15 protein-coding genes and 1 pseudogene are annotated in these 21,816 nt (G+C 64.3%); 12 read left to right on the top strand and 4 right to left on the bottom strand.

Annotation, left to right across the window (positions count from 1 at the left end):
* Positions 1-173 precede the first annotated feature (173 nt).
* Together J2W94_RS05010 and J2W94_RS05005 are read left to right on the top strand one after the other, a co-directional pair.
* Positions 174-956, top strand: coding sequence for an IclR family transcriptional regulator (locus J2W94_RS05010; RefSeq protein WP_310090731.1), 783 nt, complete (start codon positions 174-176; stop codon positions 954-956).
* A gap of 259 nt (positions 957-1,215) precedes the next feature.
* The gene (locus J2W94_RS05005; RefSeq protein WP_310090729.1) at positions 1,216-2,220 is read left to right on the top strand and encodes an aldose epimerase family protein; all 1,005 of its coding nucleotides are present in this window, start codon (positions 1,216-1,218) and stop codon (positions 2,218-2,220) included.
* 63 nt (positions 2,221-2,283) lie between these two features.
* On the opposite strand, the gene J2W94_RS05000 is transcribed toward J2W94_RS05005, so the two are convergent.
* Entirely contained in the window at positions 2,284-3,909 is a 1,626-nt protein-coding gene (locus J2W94_RS05000; protein ID WP_310090726.1) for a family 43 glycosylhydrolase, read from the bottom strand.
* Positions 3,909-5,633, bottom strand: a complete 1,725-nt coding sequence (locus tag J2W94_RS04995; RefSeq protein WP_310090724.1) for an IlvD/Edd family dehydratase — start codon at positions 5,631-5,633, stop codon at positions 3,909-3,911. Before J2W94_RS04995 ends, J2W94_RS05000 begins: the two co-directional genes overlap by 1 nt.
* Positions 5,634-5,817: 184 nt before the next feature.
* Between J2W94_RS04995 and J2W94_RS04990 the strand changes: the two genes are divergently transcribed.
* Positions 5,818-6,630, top strand: coding sequence for an SDR family NAD(P)-dependent oxidoreductase (locus J2W94_RS04990; protein ID WP_310090722.1), 813 nt, complete (start codon positions 5,818-5,820; stop codon positions 6,628-6,630).
* A 56-nt stretch (positions 6,631-6,686) separates the two neighbouring features.
* Here the strand turns inward: J2W94_RS04990 and J2W94_RS04985 are convergent, their stop codons facing one another.
* The gene (locus J2W94_RS04985; protein ID WP_430540564.1) at positions 6,687-7,604 is read right to left on the bottom strand and encodes a LysR family transcriptional regulator; all 918 of its coding nucleotides are present in this window, start codon (positions 7,602-7,604) and stop codon (positions 6,687-6,689) included.
* A gap of 208 nt (positions 7,605-7,812) precedes the next feature.
* Between J2W94_RS04985 and araD1 the strand changes: the two genes are divergently transcribed.
* From araD1 to J2W94_RS04940, 9 genes are all read left to right on the top strand, one after another.
* Positions 7,813-8,820, top strand: coding sequence for an AraD1 family protein (gene araD1, locus J2W94_RS04980; RefSeq protein WP_310090718.1), 1,008 nt, complete (start codon positions 7,813-7,815; stop codon positions 8,818-8,820).
* Between the two features lie 16 nt (positions 8,821-8,836).
* On the top strand, positions 8,837-10,273 hold the full coding sequence (locus J2W94_RS04975; protein ID WP_310090716.1) for an aldehyde dehydrogenase family protein: 1,437 nt from the start codon (positions 8,837-8,839) through the stop codon (positions 10,271-10,273).
* Positions 10,274-10,385: 112 nt separating this feature from the next.
* Positions 10,386-11,357 carry an ABC transporter substrate-binding protein gene (locus J2W94_RS04970; protein ID WP_310090714.1) on the top strand — a complete coding sequence of 324 codons (972 nt, stop codon included), beginning with the start codon at positions 10,386-10,388 and terminating at the stop codon, positions 11,355-11,357.
* Positions 11,358-11,362: 5 nt separating this feature from the next.
* Positions 11,363-12,883 (top strand): sugar ABC transporter ATP-binding protein, encoded by a 1,521-nt coding sequence (locus tag J2W94_RS04965; RefSeq protein WP_310090711.1) that lies wholly within the window; start codon positions 11,363-11,365, stop codon positions 12,881-12,883.
* A 10-nt stretch (positions 12,884-12,893) separates the two neighbouring features.
* Positions 12,894-13,952, top strand: coding sequence for an ABC transporter permease (locus J2W94_RS04960; RefSeq protein ID WP_310090709.1), 1,059 nt, complete (start codon positions 12,894-12,896; stop codon positions 13,950-13,952).
* Positions 13,949-14,968, top strand: coding sequence for a galactofuranose ABC transporter, permease protein YjfF (gene yjfF, locus J2W94_RS04955; RefSeq protein ID WP_310090707.1), 1,020 nt, complete (start codon positions 13,949-13,951; stop codon positions 14,966-14,968). Before J2W94_RS04960 ends, yjfF begins: the two co-directional genes overlap by 4 nt.
* Before the next feature lie 177 nt (positions 14,969-15,145).
* Positions 15,146-15,475, top strand: coding sequence for an ArsR/SmtB family transcription factor (locus J2W94_RS04950; RefSeq protein ID WP_310090705.1), 330 nt, complete (start codon positions 15,146-15,148; stop codon positions 15,473-15,475).
* On the top strand, positions 15,472-15,969 hold the full coding sequence (locus tag J2W94_RS04945) for an SRPBCC family protein (RefSeq protein WP_310090703.1): 498 nt from the start codon (positions 15,472-15,474) through the stop codon (positions 15,967-15,969). Before J2W94_RS04950 ends, J2W94_RS04945 begins: the two co-directional genes overlap by 4 nt.
* 43 nt (positions 15,970-16,012) lie before the next feature.
* Entirely contained in the window at positions 16,013-16,429 is a 417-nt protein-coding gene (locus tag J2W94_RS04940; protein WP_310090692.1) for a GFA family protein, read from the top strand.
* A gap of 128 nt (positions 16,430-16,557) precedes the next feature.
* Here J2W94_RS04940 and J2W94_RS04935 read toward each other — a convergent pair.
* Positions 16,558-21,792: pseudogene (locus J2W94_RS04935) on the bottom strand (putative Ig domain-containing protein); the annotation flags it as partial.
* Positions 21,793-21,816: the final 24 nt, after the last annotated feature.

Below are 21,816 nucleotides of genomic sequence, written 5' to 3'. Positions count from 1 at the left end.
CTTGCTGCGCTAGCGTCTTTCGGAGCCTACTGCGGCTAACGGTTTTATGCAAATATAAAAGTAATATTCATATATGAATGAGCTGTTATGGATGTGCTGTTGACCACAGAGCTACAAGACTCAGTCCCCGGCTGCCGTGCCGGTACTCGCCTTGTTCCCTTATCCTGTTCAGCATGATCGCCAAGACCCCGAAGTATCGAGCACCTGCCCTGGACAAGGGCTTGGACATCCTAGAGCTGCTGGCTCAGAACGCCGGCCCCCGATCCATGGGAGAAATCTCGGAAGGTGTGGGGCGTTCGCGTGGCGAAATCTTCCGCATGCTGCAGGTGCTTGAGGAGCGCGGCTATCTGACCAAGCTGGCCGGCGATGGGGGCTATATGCTCACCAATCGCTTGTTCATGCTCGGCATGCAGCAGCCGCAGGTGCAGAACGTCACCGAAGTGGCGCTGCCGGTGATGCGGCATCTGGCCGACAAGATCCGCCAACCCTGCCACCTGGTCGCGCCCTCCGACGATCAGATCGTGGTGATCGCCCAGATCGATGTGCCTAGCGACCTCGGCCTGGTGGTGCGTCCCGGCCATCGACGGCCGCTGGCGCACTCGACCTCGGGCCTGGTGTTGTTCGCATTCCAGCAGGAAGACGAACAGGCGCGCTGGCTGAAATTGATCGACGAAAGCGAAGTGCCTTACGACCGCGCCGATTTCCTGAGAGCCGCGCAAGAAGTGCGCAAGCAGGGCTATGCGATGCATCCCAGCGAGGCGGTGGTGGGCGTCATCGATCTCACCGCGCCGATCCTGCAACAGGAGCACGCCACTTACACGCTTACGGTCCCCTTCATCGAGCGCCGTCCGCAGCAGATCAACGCGCAAGAAGCTTTGCAATCGTTGCGCGAAGCGGCCGATGAGATATCGCAAGCGCTTATGTACCGTTCGCCGCGGAATGCCGGGGCTGTTTGAGGGGATGGCCTGAGCGGGACCTGGGTTGTGGTTCGCGGATGCGCCTCGAATGACTTGGAAGCGCTTCGAAGCAGGTGATGCCGGCGTCAACCAAACTGCCGAACGTTCAAGCGCCACGATGTATCAGGGTGGCAGCCGATGGCCATTCCAACAACGCGATTGCCGATGTCAGTATTGGCATGGTCGCGAGTCGCGTCTGCCGCTACGCTCGCTGCCTGCAAAGGCTGATCCAGCCAGCGGACAGACATCAGGAGCGGCGATGGCACGACAGGTAGTGGGAGCAACCGCCGATGGCACGCCGATCAATGCCTTCGACATTGGCACCGGCCGCTTGCGTGCGCAGATCCTGGATTATGGCGCGATCCTGCGCAGCCTTAGCTATGCCGATGCGACTGCCGAGCGCACCGAGCTGATTCTGAGTTTCGACGACGTGGACGCTTATCTGCGCGACAACGCCTATCTCGGCATCGTTGCCGGACGTTACGCCAACCGCATCGCCGGTTCCGCGTTCACCTTGGATGGTACGCGCTATGAGCTCAGTGCCAATGAGACTCCCAACCACCTGCACGGTGGCACGCTCGGCTTCGGGCGTCGGCACTGGCGCGTCCTTTCAGAGAGCGAAGATCGACTCTGCCTGGGATATCACTCGCCGGACGGAGAAGAAGGGTATCCAGGCAACGTCGAGGTACGTGCGGAGTTCTGCATCGACGACGAGCGCCTGATCCTGACACTGCAAGCCAGCACCGACGCGGCCACGCCAATGAACCTGACCAACCACGCCTATTTCAATTTGGCCGGCGACGCCGCCATACCCGCATCGGCGCAGTGGCTGCAGGTGCTGGCCGATGGCTATCTTCCGGTTGCAGACGGTGCGCTGCTGCCGACAGGCGAGATCGCACCTGTGCAGGGAACGCCTTTCGATTTTCGCCAGGGCCGTGTCCTGGAGGATGCCGGCTACCACCCGCAGCTCGACCTCGCTGGCGGTTACGACCATTACCTGGTGATGTCCGATCGCCGCGCCGGCGTCGTGCTGTTCTCGCCGCACAGTCGCATCCGTCTGACCCTGAGTAGCAACCAGCCGGGGTTGCAGGTCTACGATGGGCATCAGCTTGATGCGGCGTATCCGCAATTGGGCCGGGGCATTTGCCTAGAGCCGACGGCGTATCCGGATGCGCCCAATCGCTCCGGGTTTCCCGACGCCATCCTGCGGCCGGGAACAACCTACCTCAACCGCATCGAATACAGAGTGGAGCGCGATGCCTGAAGGATCGACGGGTCTGTTCGAACTGGACCGAGGCACCGGCACTAAGCGCGTTCCCGGTGGGATTCAGACCAACGCGCGATACGAAAAATCGCGCAACAGGATGCTTCCCTGGTTCGCGCTGTAAATGCCCACCTTGAGGCTGAGAAAACCTCCGAAGACGTTGTGGTGGATTCCGGAAACCTCCATGCGGTGGCCATGCAGGATCCAGGTCTTGCCTCCATCGTGCGAGTAGTGGAAGGTCACGATGTGGTGATCGTTGGTCAGCCTGATACGCACGCTTCGCGTGGGCATCGGCTGCCGCATCCACGACTGTTCTTCCGCGAATTGGTAGGTCCTCATCTCGGTGGGCGTAAAGCCGACTCCGACGAATGCCTTGTGGCTGTAGAATAGCAGCAGCCCGCCCTCGGCGCCCTGGTCGACTTCGATCGTCGCCTCAACGGCATACGCGCGGTCGCCGACGATGCAGGTAAGCGGTGGACTGTCCACCGGCGAGCGACCCTTGGCCGCGATGCGCAAACCCTTGGACTCGTAACGAACCCGCTGCCTCTCATCAGGCGCGGGATCATGGAAACCCCACTGCACTCCGAACCGGTCGGCGCGGAAATCATCCGACAGTGCGGAACCCGACGCACCGCGTTTGCCTCCCTTCGGTTTCGGCAAGGGCCGGGAAAGATCGCCGCCCAGCGCTCGGAACCAGCCGTCGTCGGTCCATTCGATGGGCTCGAGTAGCGTTTGTCGTCCCAGCGTGCGGAAGCCGTTCTCGTAGCCGTGATAGATCATCCACCAGTCGCCCGCGGGTCCTTCCACCAGCGACGCATGTCCGCGGGACCACCACGGTTCATCGACGGACTTGGTGCGGACCAACGGATTGTGCGGGCAGTGTTCCCAGGGGCCGTGGATCGATCTGGAGCGCGCCGCGATCACCATGTGTCCGGTCGGAGGGCCGGCAGTGCCGCCCACTGCGGTGACCAGATAGAACCATTCCCCGTGCCGCAGGAGTTTCGGGCCTTCCGGCGCGAAATTCTCGACGATCCAATCGTCGGGATACCGCCAAGGGCTGTAGGCCGGTTCCAGCGCGCCATCGGTCGCCAGACCGTCATCGGTCAAACGGATCTTGCGGATGCCGTTGACGAACAGATAGCGCTTGCCGTCCTCTCCCACGACATGGCCGGGATCGATGCAGCCGTGGATCTTCAGATCGATGGGATCGCTCCACGGTCCGCGGATGTCGTCGGCCCAGATCGCGTAGATCGACCAGCCCTTTTCCTCCGGGTCGGCCGGAATGTAGATGAAGTAGCGATCGCCGTGCTTGCACAGATCGACCGCCCAAACCACGCCTAGCGATTGGGAGAGGGCCGCCGTGAGCGGTGTCCAGTTCACCAGATCCGTGGAATGCCAGATCACCAGCCCCGGATACGAGTAAAAGGACGAGAACGTCATGTAATAGTCGTCACCGTCCTTCATGACGGTGGGGTCCGGATGGTCGCCGGCGACGATCGGATTCAGGTAGGTACCGTTGCCCAGATCGGCCTTGCGCTGGTTCTCGACGCCGACTCCCCAATGCGCGAGCGGCTTACTTTCCGTTCCGCCGCCGGTACGTTCCGCCCCTCGGGCGAAGGGCACCGATACGGCGCCCGCCAATAACATCTTGAAGGCATCGCGACGGGTGGCGTTAATCGTCTTCTTCATCAGTGCGAATCGCGCGGCACGTCGGCGCCGCTGCCGCCGACCAGGATGTCCAGGTCCGCGCCCAGGTGCGCCTGTTGCACGTGGTCGACATAGAGCTTGGCCCAGCCGCGGGTCGGCGCGGGCGGTGGCGTCCACTGCGCGCGGCGCGCGGCGAGCTCTTCGTCCGACACTTCCAGGTGCAGGCGGCGCCCCGGCACGTCGAGTTCGATGATGTCGCCGTCGCGGACCAAGGCCAGAGTACCGCCGGCGGCGGCTTCGGGCGAGGTGTGCAACACCACGGTGCCGTAGGCGGTGCCGCTCATGCGCGCATCGGAAATGCGCACCATGTCGGTGATGCCTTTGCGCAGCAGCTTGGGCGGCAGCGGCATGTTGCCGACCTCGGCCATGCCCGGATAACCGCGCGGGCCGCAATTCTTCAGCACCATGATGCTGTTTTCGTCGATCTCCAGCGCCTCGTCGTCGATACGCGCCTTGAAGTCCTCGATGTTCTCGAACACCACTGCTGGACCACGATGGCGCAGCAGCGCCGGCGATGCGGCGGACGGTTTGATCACCGCCCCGTCGGGAGACAGATTCCCGTGCAGTACGGCGATGCCGGCCTCCAGCCGGATCGGATCGGCCAGGGAGCGGATCACGTCGTTGTTCCAGCACGGGGCATCGGCGATGTTCTCGCCCAGGGTCTGGCCGTTGACGGTCAGACAATCCAGGTGCAGGTGGTCGGTTATCTCGCGCAGCAGCGCGGGCAGACCGCCGGCATAGAAGAAATCCTCCATCAGGAACTGGCCCGACGGCTTGAGGTTAAGCAGGCATGGCAGCTTGGAACCGAGTTCGTCCCAGTCGTCGAGCTTGAGCGGTACGCCGATGCGACCGGCCAGGGCGAGCAAGTGGATCACCGCATTGGTCGATCCACCGATCGCAGCATTGGTCTTGATCGCGTTCTCGAAGGCGTTGCGGGTCAGCACCTTGGACATGCGCAGATCTTCTCGCACCATTTCCACGATGCGGCGGCCGGTGAGTTGGGCAAGACGCGAGCGGCGCGAGTCCACGGCGGGAATGGCGGCGTTGTCGGGCAACGACATGCCCAGCACCTCGACCATGCTGGCCATGGTCGAAGCCGTGCCCATGGTCATGCAACTGCCTTTGGAGCGTTGCATGCAGGCCTCCGCCTCGATGAATTCCTCCTGCGTCAGCGTGCCGGCGCGGACCATCTCCGACATGTGGATCACGCCGGTGCCGGAGCCGATCTGCTTGCCGCGCCAGTTGCCCGACAGCGAGGGACCACCGGACAAACCGATGGTGGGCAGATCGACGCTGGCCGCGCCCATCAGCAAGGAAGGCGTGGTCTTGTCGCAACCCATCAGCAGCACTACGCCGTCGAGTGGGTTGGCGCGGATCGATTCTTCCACGTCCATGCTGACCAGATTACGGAACAGCATGGCGGTAGGCAGGATCTGGGTTTCGCCCAGCGACATCACCGGGAACTCCAGCGGAAAGCCGCCGGCTTCATACACGCCGCGTTTTACGAATTCGGCCAGCTCACGGAAATGGCCATTGCACGGGGTCAGTTCCGACCAGGTGTTGCAGATGCCGATGACCGGACGGCCATCGAACATGTCATGCGGGTTGCCCGCGCTCTTGAGCCAGCTGCGGTAATAGAAACCTTGCTTGCCTTCGCGCCCGAACCAGGACTGGCTGCGCAGCTGCGGCTTTTTGGGAGAACCCATGCAAGTGGCATTCCTTAGGCTGGACGGTGAATTGACCTGGGCCAGCCTTTTGGCCGATCAGGCGACACTTTACGGCTGCGATGCTACCGGGCATATTCATGCTAGAAAAATAACAAATCACAGCTAATCGATATCTATTTGTATATATGTCATTCCCCTCCAACACTTCACGATGAGGCCAAGCATGAGTGCAGAAACAACCCCAATCCCAGCAGTGCAGGGCAGTGGCGTGGGGAAGGGTGCGATCTACCCGGATCTGGCCGGCCGGCCAGTTTTCATCACCGGCGGCGGATCGGGAATTGGGGCCTCGCTGGTCGAGGGTTTTGCCCGCCAGGGAGCACCGGTGGCGTTCGTCGATATCGATGAAGCTGCCAGCGACGCATTAGTCGAACGCATGCAGGCGCAAGGCTTGGCGTCGCCCTGGTGGCGTCGCGTCGACGTGACCGACATCGAAGCGTTGCGTCAGGCCGTACTGGACGGCGCGAGCGCACTGGGCGATTTCCATATCTTGGTCAACAACGTGGGCAGCGACGATCGCCACCGCCTTGAAGAGGTGACGCCCGACTACTGGAACCAGCGGGTGGCGATCAACCAGCGCGCGGCGTTCTTCGCCATCCAGGCCGCAGTGCCCGGCATGCGCCGATGCGGCGGTGGCGCGATCGTCAATCTCGGCTCTACCGGCTGGCAGAGCAAGACCGGCGGCTATCCGGTGTATGCCACGGCCAAGTCATCGGTGAACGGACTGACCCGCGGCTTGGCCCGCGAGCTTGGCGCCGACCGCATTCGCATCAACGTGCTGACCCCGGGCTGGGTCATGACCGAGCGCCAGGTCACCCTGTGGCTGGATGCGGACAGCGAGCGCGACCTGCTGCGCAACCAATGCCTGCCGGACAAGGTGCTGCCGGAAGACATCACCGCCATGACGCTGTTCCTGGCCTCGGATCAGGCCCGCGCCATCACTGCGCAGGAGTTCGTGGTCGACGCCGGCTGGACCTGAGCGCGCGGCTCTTGCGATGGTGCCGCTGCGATGGCGCGGCTGCGGTCGCAGCCGCCTCAGCCCTCGGGCTTGCCCGAGGATAGATCGACGCCGTACACCGGCACGGCCGCGGCCTTGAGCGCCTGCAACATGATCTTGGCGCCGGGCGAGAGCAGCCAATCGCTACGGGTGATGATGCCGAAGTAGTCCATCCGGCACGAAAGTTCCGCCGGCACGATGGAGACGATGTTGTGCTTGGCGTAGTAGCGCGCGACATCGGTGGGCACCACCGCCATGTAGTCGCTTTCCTCCAGCATGCGCGGCAGGAACGCAAGCGCCGAACTCTCGATGATCCGCTTCGGCGGCTCCAGTCCGGCGCTCTGGAACATCAGCTCGAAGCGATGGCGCAGCACGCTGCCGGCTGGCGGCACGATCCAGCTGGCGAGCGCCAGTTCGGCTAACGACGGTTGTTCTATTTCCAGGATCGGATGGTGCGGACGGACGATGGCCGACACCTGTTCCTCGGCCAGCGCTTCGTAGTGCAGGTTGCGCTTGTCGTGGCGGGCGAACAGGCGCGCGACGATGATGTCGAGCTTGTTCTGCGACAACATCTCCAGCAGCACGTCGCTGCTCTCCACCATCAGCGAGACGCGCAACAGCGGGTGGTCGCGGGCGATCTGGACCATTGCCGCCGGCAGCAGGTTCATGGCCGGGCCGGTGATCGCGCCGACACTTACGCTGCCGTAGTAACCGGCCTTCAAGGCCTCGATCTCGGCGCCGGCTTCGCTCAGGCTGGAGAGGGCGATGCGCGCGTGGCGGATCATGGTCTCGCCATACCAGGTCGGCTGCATGCCGCGCGGCAATCGGTCGAACAGCGACACGCCCATCGTGTCTTCCAGGTCCTTGAGCAACTTCGACGCCGCCGGCTGCGACATGTTCAGCACGTCTGCGGCGCGTTGGGTGCTGCCTTCGTCATCAATCGCGATCAGCAGCATCAGCTGCCGGGCCTTGAGGCGGGCGCGCACAAACCAGGGGGTGCTTGGAGCCACGAAGCTTCTCTCACCTATACCGATGTATATATATATTAATCACAAAAATAGAGTTGTTGTATATGAGTAGTGTCGGCAGAATGTGGCCCGGCCCGGCACTTCCTCCCAAGGGGAAATCCGTGCCGCACCGTGGCCCACGACTGCAGGCGGAGCAATGCGACTGATCCAGCTAGTTGACGATGCCGGCGAAGCCCGGGTCGGCGTGATCGATCGGGACGGAGCCCGCGTCCGTGTCCTGGGAAGCTCCAGGACTACCTATGCGCTGGCCACCGCAGCGATCGCGGCCAATCGCGACCTTGAGCAGCAGGCCGCACAAGAGCAGGGCGACGAGTCGTTGGACTATGCGACGCTGCTGCGCGAGGACCGGGTACTGACCCCGCTGGCCCATCCCGATCCGGCTCATATGCGCGTGACCGGCACCGGCCTGACCCACTTGGGTAGCGCCGCCACCCGCGATGCCATGCACCAGAACCTGCAGGACCATGTCAACGCCGGCAGCCTCACCGATTCGATGAAGGTTTTCCAGTGGGGCGTGGAGGGCGGCATTCCACGCCAAGGCCGGCCCGGCGCGCAGCCGGAGTGGTTCTACAAAGGCGACGGCAGCGTGGTGGTGGCCCCGGGCCAGACTTTGCCCTCGCCCGATTTCGCCTTGGACGGCGGCGAGGAACCGGAGCTGGTCGGGCTCTATTTGATCGGCCCGGACGGCACCCCGCATCGCCTGGGATTCGCCATCGGCAACGAGTTCTCGGACCACATCACCGAGCGCCAGAACTACCTGTACCTCGCCCATTCCAAGCTGCGCGCCTGCGCGGTCGGTCCCGAGCTGCGTACCGGGTCGCTGCCGCGCGACCTGAGCGGCACCAGCCGCATCCGTCGCGGCGACACGGTGGTGTGGGAAAAGCCGTTCCTCACCGGCGAGGACAACATGTGCCACTCGCTGGAGAATCTGGAATACCACCATTTCAAGTACGCCGCGCATCGCCGTCCAGGCGATGTGCATCTGCACTTCTTCGGCACCTCGACCTTGAGTTTCGCCGACGGCATCGCCGTGCAACCCGGCGACTGTTTCGAGATCGACTTGCCGGCGCTGGGTGCGCCCCTGGTCAATCCGTTGCAGACGGTGGCCGCCGGTTTCGCTCTCGGTGGCGTACGCTCCCTCTGATCCCAGGACACACCGCATGACCCAGCGTTTCCAGAGTTACATCGACGGCCAGTGGGTGGCCGGCAGCACCGCCGCACAGGATGAGAATCCCTCCGACTTGGCGACGCCGGTGGGCGATTACGCCAGCCTGGATGCGGCGCAAGTGCGCGATGCGATCGCCGCCGCGGCCGCTTCCCAGCGCAGTTGGTCGCTGAGCACGCCGCAGCAACGTGCCGACGCCCTGGATTTTGTCGGCAGCGAAATTCTGGCGCGCAAAGAGGAACTAGGCAGGCTGTTGGCGATGGAAGAGGGCAAGACCCTGCCGGAATCCATCGGCGAGGCAGCCCGCGCCGGACAGATCTTCAAGTTCTTCGCCGGCGAAGCCCTGCGCATTCCCGGCGAGAAGCTGGCCTCGACCCGTCCCGGTGTGGAAGTGGAAATCACCCGTGAGCCGGTGGGCGTGGTCGGCATCATCGCTCCTTGGAACTTCCCGCTGGCCATTCCGGCATGGAAGATCGCCCCGGCCCTGGCCTATGGCAACAGCGTGGTGTTCAAGCCGGCCGAGATCGTGCCCGGCTGTGCCTGGGCGCTGGCCGAGATCCTCAGCCGGGCCGGCCTGCCGGCGGGCGCCTTCAATCTGGTCATCGGTAGCGGTCGCGTGGTTGGTCAGGCCCTGGTCGAGGATCCGCGGGTCAACGCGCTGACTTTCACCGGTTCGGTGCGCACCGGCAACGCACTCCTGCAGCAGGCCGCCGCGCGCGGACTGAAGATCCAGTTGGAGATGGGCGGCAAGAACCCGCTGGTGGTACTGGCCGACGCCGACCTGGAAAAGGCGGTGGAGATCGCGGTCAACGGCGCCTATTTTTCCACTGGCCAGCGCTGCACGGCGTCGAGCCGACTGATCGTGCAGGCTCCGGTGTACGAGGAGTTCATCGCGCGCGCACGCAAGCGCTTGGCTTCGCTCAAAGTCGGCCACGCCTTGACCAGCGGCATCGATATCGGTCCGGTGGCCAGCGCCGAACAATTGGCCACCGATCTTTCCTATCTGGACATCGCCCGCCAGGAAGGCGCCGAGTTGTTGTGCGGCGGCGAACAGCTGGAGTTGGACACCCGCGGCCACTACTTGAGCCCGGCCCTGGTCGCCGCTCTGCCCGAGCACCGGATCGCACGCGAGGAAGTATTCGGTCCGGTGGCGGCGGTATTGCGTGCGGACGATTACGAACATGCGCTGGCCCTGGCCAACGACACCGAGTTCGGCCTGTGCGCGGGCATCGCCACGACTTCGCTGAAGTACGCGACGCATTTCAAACGCCACGCGGAGGTCGGCATGGTCATGGTCAATCTGCCGACCGCAGGCGTGGATCCGCACGTGCCGTTCGGTGGCCGCAAGGCCTCGAGTTACGGGCCGCGCGAACAGGGTCGCTATGCTGTGGAGTTCTATACCACGGTCAAAACGGCCTATACCTCGGCCTAGGCCGGGCAGCTACACAGTGCCAGGAAGGATTGGAAGAGAACCCTTTCTAGTCGATGCGACGGACACCTCCCTGGGAGGGGATGGGTCAAACAACCATAACGGGAGGGAAGGGATGAAACGAGGATTCATGCTAGCCGCCGCGCTGTCGTGCGCGGCAGCGTTGGTGATGGGCTGTTCGCGCGATGCGAGCGGCGATCGCGCAGCGCAACCGGTGCTGGGTTTCAGCCAGATCGGCGCCGAGAGCGAGTGGCGCACCGCCAATACCGCGTCGATCAAATCGTCGCTGGCCAAGGCCGGCATCCAGTTGCGTTTCTCCGATGCGCAGCAGAAACAGGAAAACCAGATCAAGGCCTTGCGCTCGTTCATCGCCCAGCGCGTGGACCTGATCGCGTTTTCGCCGGTGGTCGAATCGGGTTGGGAAACGGTATTGCGCGAGGCTAAGGCCGCCAACATCCCGGTGATCCTCACCGACCGTGCGGTCGATGTTTCCGACGACTCGCTCTACGTGACCCTGATCGGCTCGGATTTCGTCGAGGAAGGCCGCAAGGCCGGCCGTTGGCTGCTGCAAGACACGCCCGCCGGAAGCGGAGAAGTGCGCATCGTCGAGCTGCAGGGCACGGTGGGTTCGGCGCCGGCGATCGACCGCATGGAAGGATTCCACGAAGTCATCGACAAGGACCCGCGCTTCAAAGTGGTGCGATCGCAGAGCGGCGACTTCACCCGGGCCAAGGGCAAGGAAGTGATGGAAGCGTTCCTCAAAGCCGAGAGCTCGAAGATCGACGTGTTGTTCGCGCACAACGACGATATGGCGATTGGCGCGATCCAGGCCATCGAAGAGGCCGGCCTGAAACCTGGCAAGGACATCAAGATCGTTTCCATCGACGGCGTGCGCGGCGCATTCAAGGCCATGGAGGCGGGCAAGCTCAACGCCACCATCGAATGCAATCCGCTGATCGGCGACCAGTTGGTCGATGCGGTTAAGGCCGTGCTCGAGAAACGTCCGCTGCCCAAGCGCATCCTGGTGGAGGAGGGGGTATTCACCCAGGACCAGGCCGCTGCGGCATTGCCAGGCCGCAAGTACTGAACCCAATGGCCACGGACGAAGCTGCCATCGTCCTGCAGGCTCGCGGCCTGGGCAAACGCTTTGCCGGCGTGGCGGCGCTGGAAGAGGTCGACCTGATCCTGCGTGCCGGCGAAGTGCATGCGTTGATGGGGCAGAACGGCGCCGGCAAATCGACCCTGATCAAATTGCTGACCGGAGTGATGCGCCCGGACAGCGGAGAGATATGGGTAAACGGACAGGCGGTGTCGCCGTCCAGTCCGGCCGAGGCGCAACAGCTGGGCATCAGCACGGTCTACCAGGAAGTGAACCTGTGTCCGAACCTGTCGGTGGCCGAGAACATTATCGGCGGCCGCTATCCCCGTCGGCGCTGGAGCGGGGCCATCGACTGGAAAGCGGTCAACGCCCATGCGCGCGAGGTGTTGGCCGGACTGAACTTGGACGTCGACCCGAAACGGCCGTTGTCGGACTTTCCGGTGGCGGTGCAGCAGATGGTCGCCATCGCACGTGCGTTGAGCGTATCGGCCAAGTTATTGATCCTGGACGAACCGACCTCGAGCCTGGACGAGCGCGAGGTGCAGGAGTTGTTCGCGGTGATACGCCGCCTGCGCGAGCAAGGCATGGCGATCTTGTTCGTCACTCATTTTCTGGATCAGATGTATGCGGTTTCCGACCGCGTCACCGTCTTGCGCAATGGTCGCCGAGTAGGCGAATACGCGGCGGCGGCGTTGCCTCATGGGCCGCTGGTGGCGGCCATGGTCGGTCGCGAGCTCGCTGTCACCGAACGCGACGCCGCTGTGCGATCCGCCGCGGTGGAGGAGGGTGCGACGGTGCTGGAGGCGCAAGCGCTGGAGCGCCGCGGCCAGATCGCCCCGACCGACCTGAGCCTGCGCGCCGGTGAAGTGTTGGGCCTGGGTGGGCTGCTCGGTTCGGGCCGCACCGAACTGGTCCGGCTGATGTTCGGCCTGGATCGCGCCGACGCCGGCAAGCTGCGCATAGGACAGCGCGAAGTCGTCCTGAAAGGTCCGGCCGATGCGGTGGCCCAGGGCCTGGCTCTGTGCCCGGAGGAGCGCAAGACGGAGGGCATCGTGGCCGAGCTGTCGGTGCGCGAGAACATCGCCTTGGCCTTACAGGCCAAGCTGGGCCTGCGCCGTTTTCTCGGTCGCGGCGAGCAAGAAGAACTGGCTCGGCGCTATGTAGAGCTGCTGGGAATCAAGACCGCCGGGATCGAGACGCCGGTTGGCCTGCTTTCGGGCGGCAACCAGCAAAAAGTGGTGCTGGCGCGTTGGCTGGCCACCGAACCGACGGTGCTGATCCTGGATGAGCCGACCCGCGGCATCGACGTCGCCGCCAAGCAGGAAATCATGGGACAAATCCTGCGCCTGGCGCGCAAAGGCATGGCGGTGCTCTTCATCTCCGCGGAAATGGACGAGCTGGTGCGCATCTCGGACCGGATCGCGGTGATGCGCGACCGGCGCAAGGTGGGCGAACTTCCCGGAGACTGCGGCGAATCCGCGGTGTATGAACTGATTGCAGGCGCCGACGCATGAGCCAGATGTCATGAGAGAGATCTCTTCGCCGGCCACCTCGGTGCCGCTGTTGCGGCGTTTCGTCTCGCATCCGTTGTTCTGGCCGCTGCTGACCCTGGCGCTGCTGGTGCTGGGCAACGGCTTGGTTAACCCCGCCTTCCTTTCCCTGCACTGGCGCGACGGCCATGTGTACGGAAACCTGGTGGATATCGCCAACCGTGCCGCACCGCTGATTCTGGTTTCGCTGGGCGTGACGTTGGTGATCGCCGTTCGCGGCTTGGATATTTCCGTGGGCGCGGTGCTGGCGATCGCGGCCACGGTGGCGGCCTGGATGATCGGCGGCGAGAGCGACGTCACGCGCTTCCCCATGGCCGTGGCGATCATCGCCGCACTGGTGGCGGCTGCCCTGTGCGGGCTGTGGAACGGATTGTTGGTGGTCAAGCTTGGCATGCAGCCCATCGTCGCCACCCTGATTCTGATGGTGGCCGGACGCGGCGTCGCCCAGTTGCTGGCCGATGGGCAGATCCTGACCGTGTACTACAAACCGTACGCCTACTTCGGCAACGGCTTCCTGTTCGGGCTTCCGTTTTCGCTGTACGTGATTGCCGCCGTCTGTTTGTCGCTGTGGTTGATCCTTGGCCGCACAGCGCTGGGCTTGTTCATACGCGCCATCGGCGGCAATCCGGTGGCCGCGCGCGTAGCCGGTGTGCCGGCACGGTGGATCACGGTTGGCTTGTACGTGTTCTCCGCGTTCTGTGCGGGCGTGGCCGGGATCCTGGTCAGCTCCAACGTCAGCAGTGCCGACGCCAACAACGCCGGACAATTGCTGGAACTGGACGCGATCCTGGCGGTCACCCTCGGCGGCACCGCGCTCAGCGGAGGTCGTTTCAGTCTGGCGGGCAGCGTGATCGGGGCGTTGATCATCCAAACGCTGACCTCGACCATTTATTCGATCGGTGTACCGCCGCAGGTGAATCTGGTGGTCAAGGCGGCGTTGGTATTCATCGTGATGCTGTTGCAATCGGCCGAGTTCCGCCGCCATGTGCGCCAGTTGCTGGGGCGGCGCGAAGCGGGCGAGGGCAGCGCATGAGCAGCACGGCTCGCGCCCGGAACTCCGCAAGTCCGGCCTCGTCGCGACGGCTGGATCCGCGTCATCTGCCGTTATTGGTGACCTTGGCGTTGTTCCTGGCCATGGCCGTGATCGGCGGCATTCTTTACCCCGGTTTTCTATCGCCGCAGGTGTTCCTCAATCTTCTGGTCGATAACGCCTTCCTATGCGTGGCTGCGGTCGGTGCCACCTTCGTCATCCTGACTGGCGGCATCGATCTGTCGGTTGGCGCGGTGATCGCGTTCACCACCGTGCTGCTGGCGATGCTGGTGCAGCAGTTCGGCTGGCATCCCCTGGCGGCCATTCCCGTGGTGCTGGCGATGGGCAGCGCTTTCGGCGCGGCGATGGGCGTGTTGATCCAGCGTTACCGGCTGCAACCTTTCGTGGTCACCCTGGCCGGCATGTTCCTGGCGCGCGGCGCGGCGACGCTGTTGAGCGTGGATTCGATCGGCATCGACCATCCGTTCTACACGACCTTGTCGTATGTCCGCATTCCGCTGGGCTTCGGCAGTCTGTCGATCGGCGCAGTGCTCGCCTTGTTGGTGGTGGCTGCCGGCATCTGGATCGCCCACGCCACCCGTTTCGGCCGTACCGTCTACGCCATCGGCGGCAGCGAAACCTCGGCGCGCTTGATGGGGCTACCGGTCGACTCGACCTTGGTCGGGGTTTACGCGCTGAGCGGCTTTTGTTCGGCACTGGCCGGAGTGGTCTATACCTTCTACATGTTGTCCGGCTACAGCCAGCACGCACTGGGTCTTGAGCTGGACGCCGTCGCCGCGGTAGTGATCGGCGGCACCATGCTCGCCGGTGGCACGGGTTACGTGATCGGCACATTGATCGGCGTGCTGATCCTGGGACTGATCCAGACCATGATCGTGTTCGACGGCACGCTCAGCTCGTGGTGGACGCGTATCGCCATCGGTCTGCTGCTGTTCGTTTTCTGCGTGTTGCAGCGCTTGTTCGATCTGCGCCGGCGCCGGCGGGGCATGACCTCGTGACGGTGCTTCGAATGAGCCTTAGTCATAAGTTAGTTTTATAAATCATAAAGTTAAACGTACTTTTGAATAAATTTTCTAAATAATTTTCCCTGCATCGCTTCGCAATGAGCCAAGCCTTCGATTCCGGGAAATAAATTAGTATTGACTAATTGATTAGTATGTACTAATTTGTTGGCCATGATCGAGACCGCCAACATCAACGCCGTCATGCGCGCTCTTGCCGATCCCACTCGGCGGGCCGTGTTCGAACAGATCGTCAGGTCCGACGAAATCACCGTGGCCGAACTGACGCAGGGAAGCGGGGTGACGCAGGGCGCCGTCTCCCAGCACCTCAAGTCATTGAAACAGGCCGGCTTGGTCGCCGAGCGGCCCGAAGGCCGAAAGGTCTATTACCGCGCCCAGCCTGAGGGCCTCGAGCCGCTAGTCGATTGGATGGGCCATTACGGCGTCTTCTGGCGCGAACGGTTCGCCAACCTCCGAACCCTGCTGAAGGAAATAGATCCATGAACGACACCGCTTCGAAAGACGCCGGATTGAAACCGGACACGCAAGAAATCGTGGTCGACGAGGTCTTCCCGCATGCGCCGGAGACGATCTGGAAAACGTTGACCAGTGGCGAACTGATCGGCCGCTGGATGATGGCGCCGACCGGGTTCGAACCCGTGGCGGGCAATCGCTTCACCTTCCAGACCACGCCCGCCGGCGCGTGGGACGGCGTCATCCGCTGCCAAGTGTTGGAGGCGGTACCCAACGAACGCCTCGTCTATGCCTGGAAAGGCGGACACGAGGAGAACATCGGCTACGGCTCGCCGCTGGATACCGTAGTTACGTTGACCCTTTCCAGAGTTGAGAACGGTACACGCCTGCGCCTGGTTCATTCCGGTTTCGTCGTGCCGAAGAACGACACCGCTTTCAAGAACATGAGCGAGGGATGGCCGAAGGTCTTCAAAAACCTGGAAGCCGTCGTTGCGGAACGCGACCCATCGAAACCGCTGCACTGACAGGCGCAGACGCGAACGTATCGGAACAAGCCAGGAGAAAAGAATGAGCGAGACATACACCGGCGGATGCGCCTGCGGCGCGATCCGTTACGAAATTTCCGACCAACCGATGGCGATGAACGACTGCCAGTGCCGCGACTGTCAGCGCAAGAGCGGCACCGGGCACGGCTCCTATCTGACCTTTCCGAGCAGGGAGCAGGTGAAGCTCAGCGGACGGGCGACGCATTGGGACATGATCGGCGATAGCGGCAACGCGAAGACGCGCGGCTTCTGTCCCACCTGCGGGTCGCCGGTATACCTGACGTTCTCGGCCATGCCGGATCTGTTCACGGTGCACGCCGCCAGTCTCGACGATCCAAGCCGATACCAACCGCAAATGGTGACTTACCGAGTGCGCGGCCACGCCTGGGACCACCTCGATCCAGCGCTGCCTAAATTCGACAAGATGCCGCCGATGTGAAATGCGGCTTCGCGCTCGGGTACCGAGCGCTCGCGTTATCCATCTGATCCGATGTTCATGCGAAGAGAACGGGCGCGGCAGCGCAGCGCCCGTTCGATCGATCAGTAGGTCTTTTCGATGTTCAGCAGAACGCCATGGTCGGTGTCGTCGCTGCTGCCGAACAGTCCGCGGTACTCGAAGCGCAAGGTCAGATCGCGTGCGGTGTGCAGCATCGCGCCCAGGCCCAGTACGAAACGGTTGCGCTCCAGCCCCTGCACATCGGCACGGTAGAACGGACCGCCGGGCAGGTCGGCATAACTCATCGTGGCCGAACCGTCATCCTGGAAATCGTGCTGGTACTCCAGACGCAACTGCGGCGAGAAGGTGCCCAGACTGATCGGGTAGCGGTAATCCAAGCGCAGACCCAGGCTGGCTGTGGAAGTATCCACGTCCTGGTCTTCGTATCGCAGCGCGTAGATCGCGTCGCCCTGTTCGGTGTAGCCGTCCAGGGTGGCGCGGGCCAGGTCGAAGCGCGCGTAGGGCGAAAAATGCAGCCGGTCGCGCCGGTAGTCGCCGCCGGCCGACAGCGAAACCAGCCACTGTGTGCCGTCGCGCTCACCGCTCACCTGACCGCCGTTGGCGGCGACGTAGCGGCGGCTGTCGAAAGACAAGCGCTGATAGCCGAACAAGCCGTCGACGAAGAAGATCTCGCCGGGGTGATAGCTGCCGTAGACCGCAAGGGTGAGGCTGTCCGCATCGCTGCGGCTGCCGTTCTCGCCGATGTCGCTGTCGTCGCGGCCGTAACCGATACCGCCGCCCAACACGAAGGCACGATTGACGCGATAGTCGGCGCCCAGACTGACGCCAGTGGTCTCGAAGTCGAAACCGCTGCTGTCCGCACTGCCGTCGCGGTCGCCGCTATTGATCGAACCGCCGGTCCAGATTGAATACGAACCTCCAGCGGCAGCCTGCGCCGGCGCTGCGACGGGTGCGGCCTCGTCGAGGACGGGGCAGTGGCTGTCGGGCATGCGCCGCGTATCGTCGTTGCAGGCAGGATCGGTGGCGAAGGTCAACCGGTTCTGGAAGCGCGCGCCTTCGTTGCCGCCGTGCAGACCTTCCATGCGCTGCTGGAAGTTGCCGATCTGCGCGTTCGCGAAACGGCGTGTCGCCGAAGCCTGCGCACCGAGCACGCCCATCACCTCGGCATCGAGGGTCGGATCCGGACGCAGGGTCACTTCGATATCCACCGTCGCTGGCGCCGAAGTGGCGAACGCGTTGGCCAGAGTGAAGGTGACGGTGGCCAGGCCAGCGAAGGAAGCCGCCGGGGTGAAGGTAAGCTCGTATGCGCCGCCGCTGCCGGCGATCGTGGCGGTGCCGGAGGACGCCGGCAGAACGGAGACCAGTGTCGCCGCCGTGAATGGCCCGCCGCTGGCGCCTGCGGTGAGATCGACCACGACCGGAGTGCCGGCGATCGCGCTCACCTGTCGCGAGACGGCCACCGGTAGCGGATTGACCGTGACCGTCGCGATGATCGGCGCCGATGCGCCGAACGCATTGCTCAAGGTGTAGCCGATGGCGATCGAGCCCGCGGCGTTGGTCGGCGGCGTGTAGACGATATTGGTGCCGCTGACGGTCGCGGTGCCGGTGCTAGGCGCGGTGACGATGGCGACGCCGGTGAACGGACCGCCGCTGGCGCTGAGGGTCCCATCGATGGTGATTGCCTGACCCGCCAGCGTGGTCACCGTCTGTGGCTGGCCTTGCGGTACGGCCAGCGGAGTCACCGTGATCGACACCGTGGCCGGGGCGGAGCTGCCGCCGGGACCGATGGCGGTATAGCTCAACGAATCGGCACCGTGGTAGCCGGTCGCTGGCGTGTACACGATGCTGGTGCCGCTCACCGCCGCCGTGCCGTGCGCCGGTCCGCTGGCGATCGCGACCGCGCTGATCACTCCACTGTCGTTGCCGGTCACCGCGATGGTGATCGGTTGCTGCGCCGGCGTGGTCGCGCTGTCGGCCACCGCGACCGGCACCGTATCGGCGACGGCGATCGTGTAGGACCGGCTGGCACTGAAGCCCAGGCTATCCGTCGCCTGGACAGTGAAGTTGTAATTGCCGGAAGTGGTTGGCGTGCCGTTGAACGCTCCCGCCGAACTGAAGCTCACGCCCGGCGGCAGACTGCCGCCGGTCAAGGCGTAGGAATAGGGCGCCGTGCCGCCGCTGGCGCTGAGGCTGACCGCGTAGGGCGTTCCCACACCGCCTGCGGGCAGGCTGGCCGGTGCGATGGCGATCGTCGGCGCTGCGATCGTCAGCGAATAGCTCGCCGCGATGGTGGCTGCAGTGCCGCTCGTGCTGTCGGTGCTGCGGACCACGAAATTGAACGTGCCCGCTACCGTCGGCGTACCGCTGAGCACTCCGGCCGAGGAGAACGAAATGCCTATTGGCAGCGCGCCGCTGTCCAACGAGTAACTGTAGGGCGCGATGCCGCCGCTGGTGCTGAAACTCTGGTTGTAGGCGACGCCCGGACTACCCGCCGGCAGTGTGGTGGGTGCCAGGGTCAGGACCGGTGCGGCCAGGGTGACGCTGTAGGCGCGCGCGCCGGATTGGCCGTTCGCATCCTGCACGGCGACCGTGAAATTGAATGTGCCCGTCATCACCGGAGTACCGGACAGCACTCCGGCCGAAGAGAACGAAATGCCCACCGGCAGCGCGCCGGTGGTCAACGAGAAGGCGTACGGCGCGATACCGCCGCTGGCGGTGAGCGTCTGCGAGTAAGCGACGCCGGGCACCGGATTGGGGAGCGTGGTCGGAGCGATCGCGATGGTCGGCGCGCCAACTTGCAACACGTAATTGGCCACGACCGCGTACGGCGCGCCCGTACCGGTGCTGCTGTCGGTGGCCTGCAGGGCGATCGAATAGCTGCCCGGCACCGTGGGCGTGCCGCTGAGCAATCCCGCGCTGCTGAAAGATACGCCCGGGGGCAGGGCACCTGCAGTGAGCGCATAGCTGTAGGGCGCGGTGCCGCCGCTGGCGATGATCGCCTGCGAATAGGGCGAACCATAGGCCACCGTCAGCGTGCCTGCGGCCGGCGTCAGCGAAAGGGTCGGTGCGCCGACGGTGAGCGTGAATGCCTGCGCCTGCGTGAACGGACCGTTGCCGGTGCTGCTGTCGACGGCCGAAGCATTGAGCGAGAACGAACCGCCAGCGGTCGGCGTACCCGATACCGTCACGCTGTTGGCGGTAGTGCCAGTGATCGAGAGACCCGCCGGCAGTCCGGTGACCGAGTAAGCGCTGTACGGCGAGGCGCCGCCGTTCCAGGTGAAGGTTTGCGTGTAAGGCGCGCCGGTCTGCGCAGAGAACGGAGCGGATGCGGACACGGTGATGGTCGGGTTGCTTACCGTGATCGTCACCGTCGCGGGCGCCGAAGTGCCTGCGGCATTGGTTGCGGTATAGGTGAAGCTGTCCGGTCCGGCGTAGCCGGCATTGGGCTGGTAAGTGATCGAGAGACCGCTGGCGATGGCCGTGCCATGAGCGGGTGCGGTACCGACGGCGACCGAGGTCGGTGTTCCGCCGGTGATGTTCAACGTGATCGCATTGGCGGCGCTGCCGTAGCCGACGGTGGCGGAAACCGCATTGGCGACCGGCGCGATTTCCACGATGGTCAGCGCATAGCTCTGGGTGGCGGTGTAGGGCCCGGTGCCGGTGCTGCTGTCGGTGGCGGTGACGCTGAAGTTGAAGGTGCCGTTCGCGGTCGGCGTACCGCTCAGCGCGCCGCTGCTGCTAAGGCTGAGTCCTGCCGGCAGCGCGCCGGCGCTGAGCGCATAGGCGTAGGGCGCGGTGCCGCCGCTGGCCGGGTTCAGCGTGGCGCTGTAAGCCGTTGCCAGGGTGCCGTTGGCCAGCGTGGTTGCAGGCAGCACGACGGTAGCCGCATTGATCGTCAACGAGTACGCGCGCGAGCCCGTGTAAGGGCCGGTACCGGTGCTGCTGTCGGTGGCGGTGACGGTGAAGTTGAAAGTGCCGCCTGCTGTCGGCGTACCGCTCAGGATGCCGGCGCCGCTAAGGCTCATGCCTGCAGGCAGCGCACCAGCGGTGATCGCACGCGTATACGGCGCGGTGCCGCCGCTGGCGTTGATCGTCTGGCTATAAGCCGTCGCAACGGCGCCGGCCGGCAGCGTCGTCGGCGCTACCACGATGGTCGGCGCGCTCACCGTCAGCGAGTAGGCGCGGCTGCCGGAGAAACTGTTGGCGTCGGTGGCGGTGACGGTGAAGTTGAAAGTGCCGCCTGCCGTCGGTGTGCCGCTCAACGTGCCGGTGCCGCTGAGGCTGAGCCCTGCCGGCAACGCGCCGGCGGTGATCGCGAAGGTGTATGGCGCGATGCCGCCGCTGCCGGTGATGGTCTGGCTGTACGCGGCGCCGACAGCCGCGGCCGGAACCGTGGTCGGGTTGACCGTGATGGTCGGCGGCGGATTGACCACCAAGGTGACGCTTTCGACTTCGAAGTAAGTACCCGGTCCAGCGCTGCTGTCGGTAATGCGGATGCCGAATGTGTAGCTGCCCAGCGCCGTCGGCGTGCCGCTGAGGGTCGCACCGCTGAGGCTCAGACCCGGCGGCAGCGAACCGCTTTCAAGCGCCAGCGCATAGGACGCGACGCCGCCGACCGGCGTGAACGTGAAGGTATAGGGCACGCCATTCACCGCGGCAGTCGGATTCGCGGGCGAAAAGCTCAGCGTCGGATTGCCGACGGTAAGGGTGTAGGCCTTGCTCGCGGTCAGCGAGGCGTTGTCGGTCGCCTGAACTGTGAAAGTGTGGTTGCCACGCGCAGTCGGCGTGCCCGAGAGCAGACCGCTGGCATTGAACGTGAGTCCTGCCGGCAACGTGCTGCCGCTAGCGAGCGCCCAGATGTAAGGCGCGGTACCACCTGTGGCGGTCAACTGCTGACTGAAAGGCGTGCCGGCAGTCATGCTCAGCGTGCCGGGCGAGATCGTGATCGGCGACGCCGCTCCGATGGTGACGTTGACCGTGACTTCGTTGTTGTTTCCGTCGTCGAAGACGAAGCTGTCGCTGGTCGCAGTATCGCCGCCGCCCGCATGCGCGTAAGTGACTGTCTGGGCCAGAGTATTAACGGTGGCCGTGCCATGCGTCGGCGGTACTTCCAGCAGGCCGATGCCGAAGTCGGCCGGTCCGTCGCAGGCGCTGGCGTCGATGGTGATCGAACCTCCGTGCGCAACCGAGACATTGAATGGTCCGCAGAACGGCGAAGGCGCGGCCATCGCAACGCCAGGCCAGAACCACGCTGCGCACGACAACGCCAGCAGTCCCAACCAAGAAATAAAACCGGCGCGCGCGGTGCGCGATAGCCTTGCGCTATGCGCTGTCTGCTGATGCATGTCCTTGCCCCAATTAAGCGCCAC

This window comes from Pseudoxanthomonas sacheonensis, from assembly GCF_031455975.1.
In the GTDB taxonomy this organism is placed as follows: domain Bacteria; phylum Pseudomonadota; class Gammaproteobacteria; order Xanthomonadales; family Xanthomonadaceae; genus Pseudoxanthomonas_A; species Pseudoxanthomonas_A sacheonensis_A.
The sequence above is the reverse complement of the archived record's forward strand: the minus strand, read 5'-3'. Positions and strand labels throughout refer to the sequence as shown.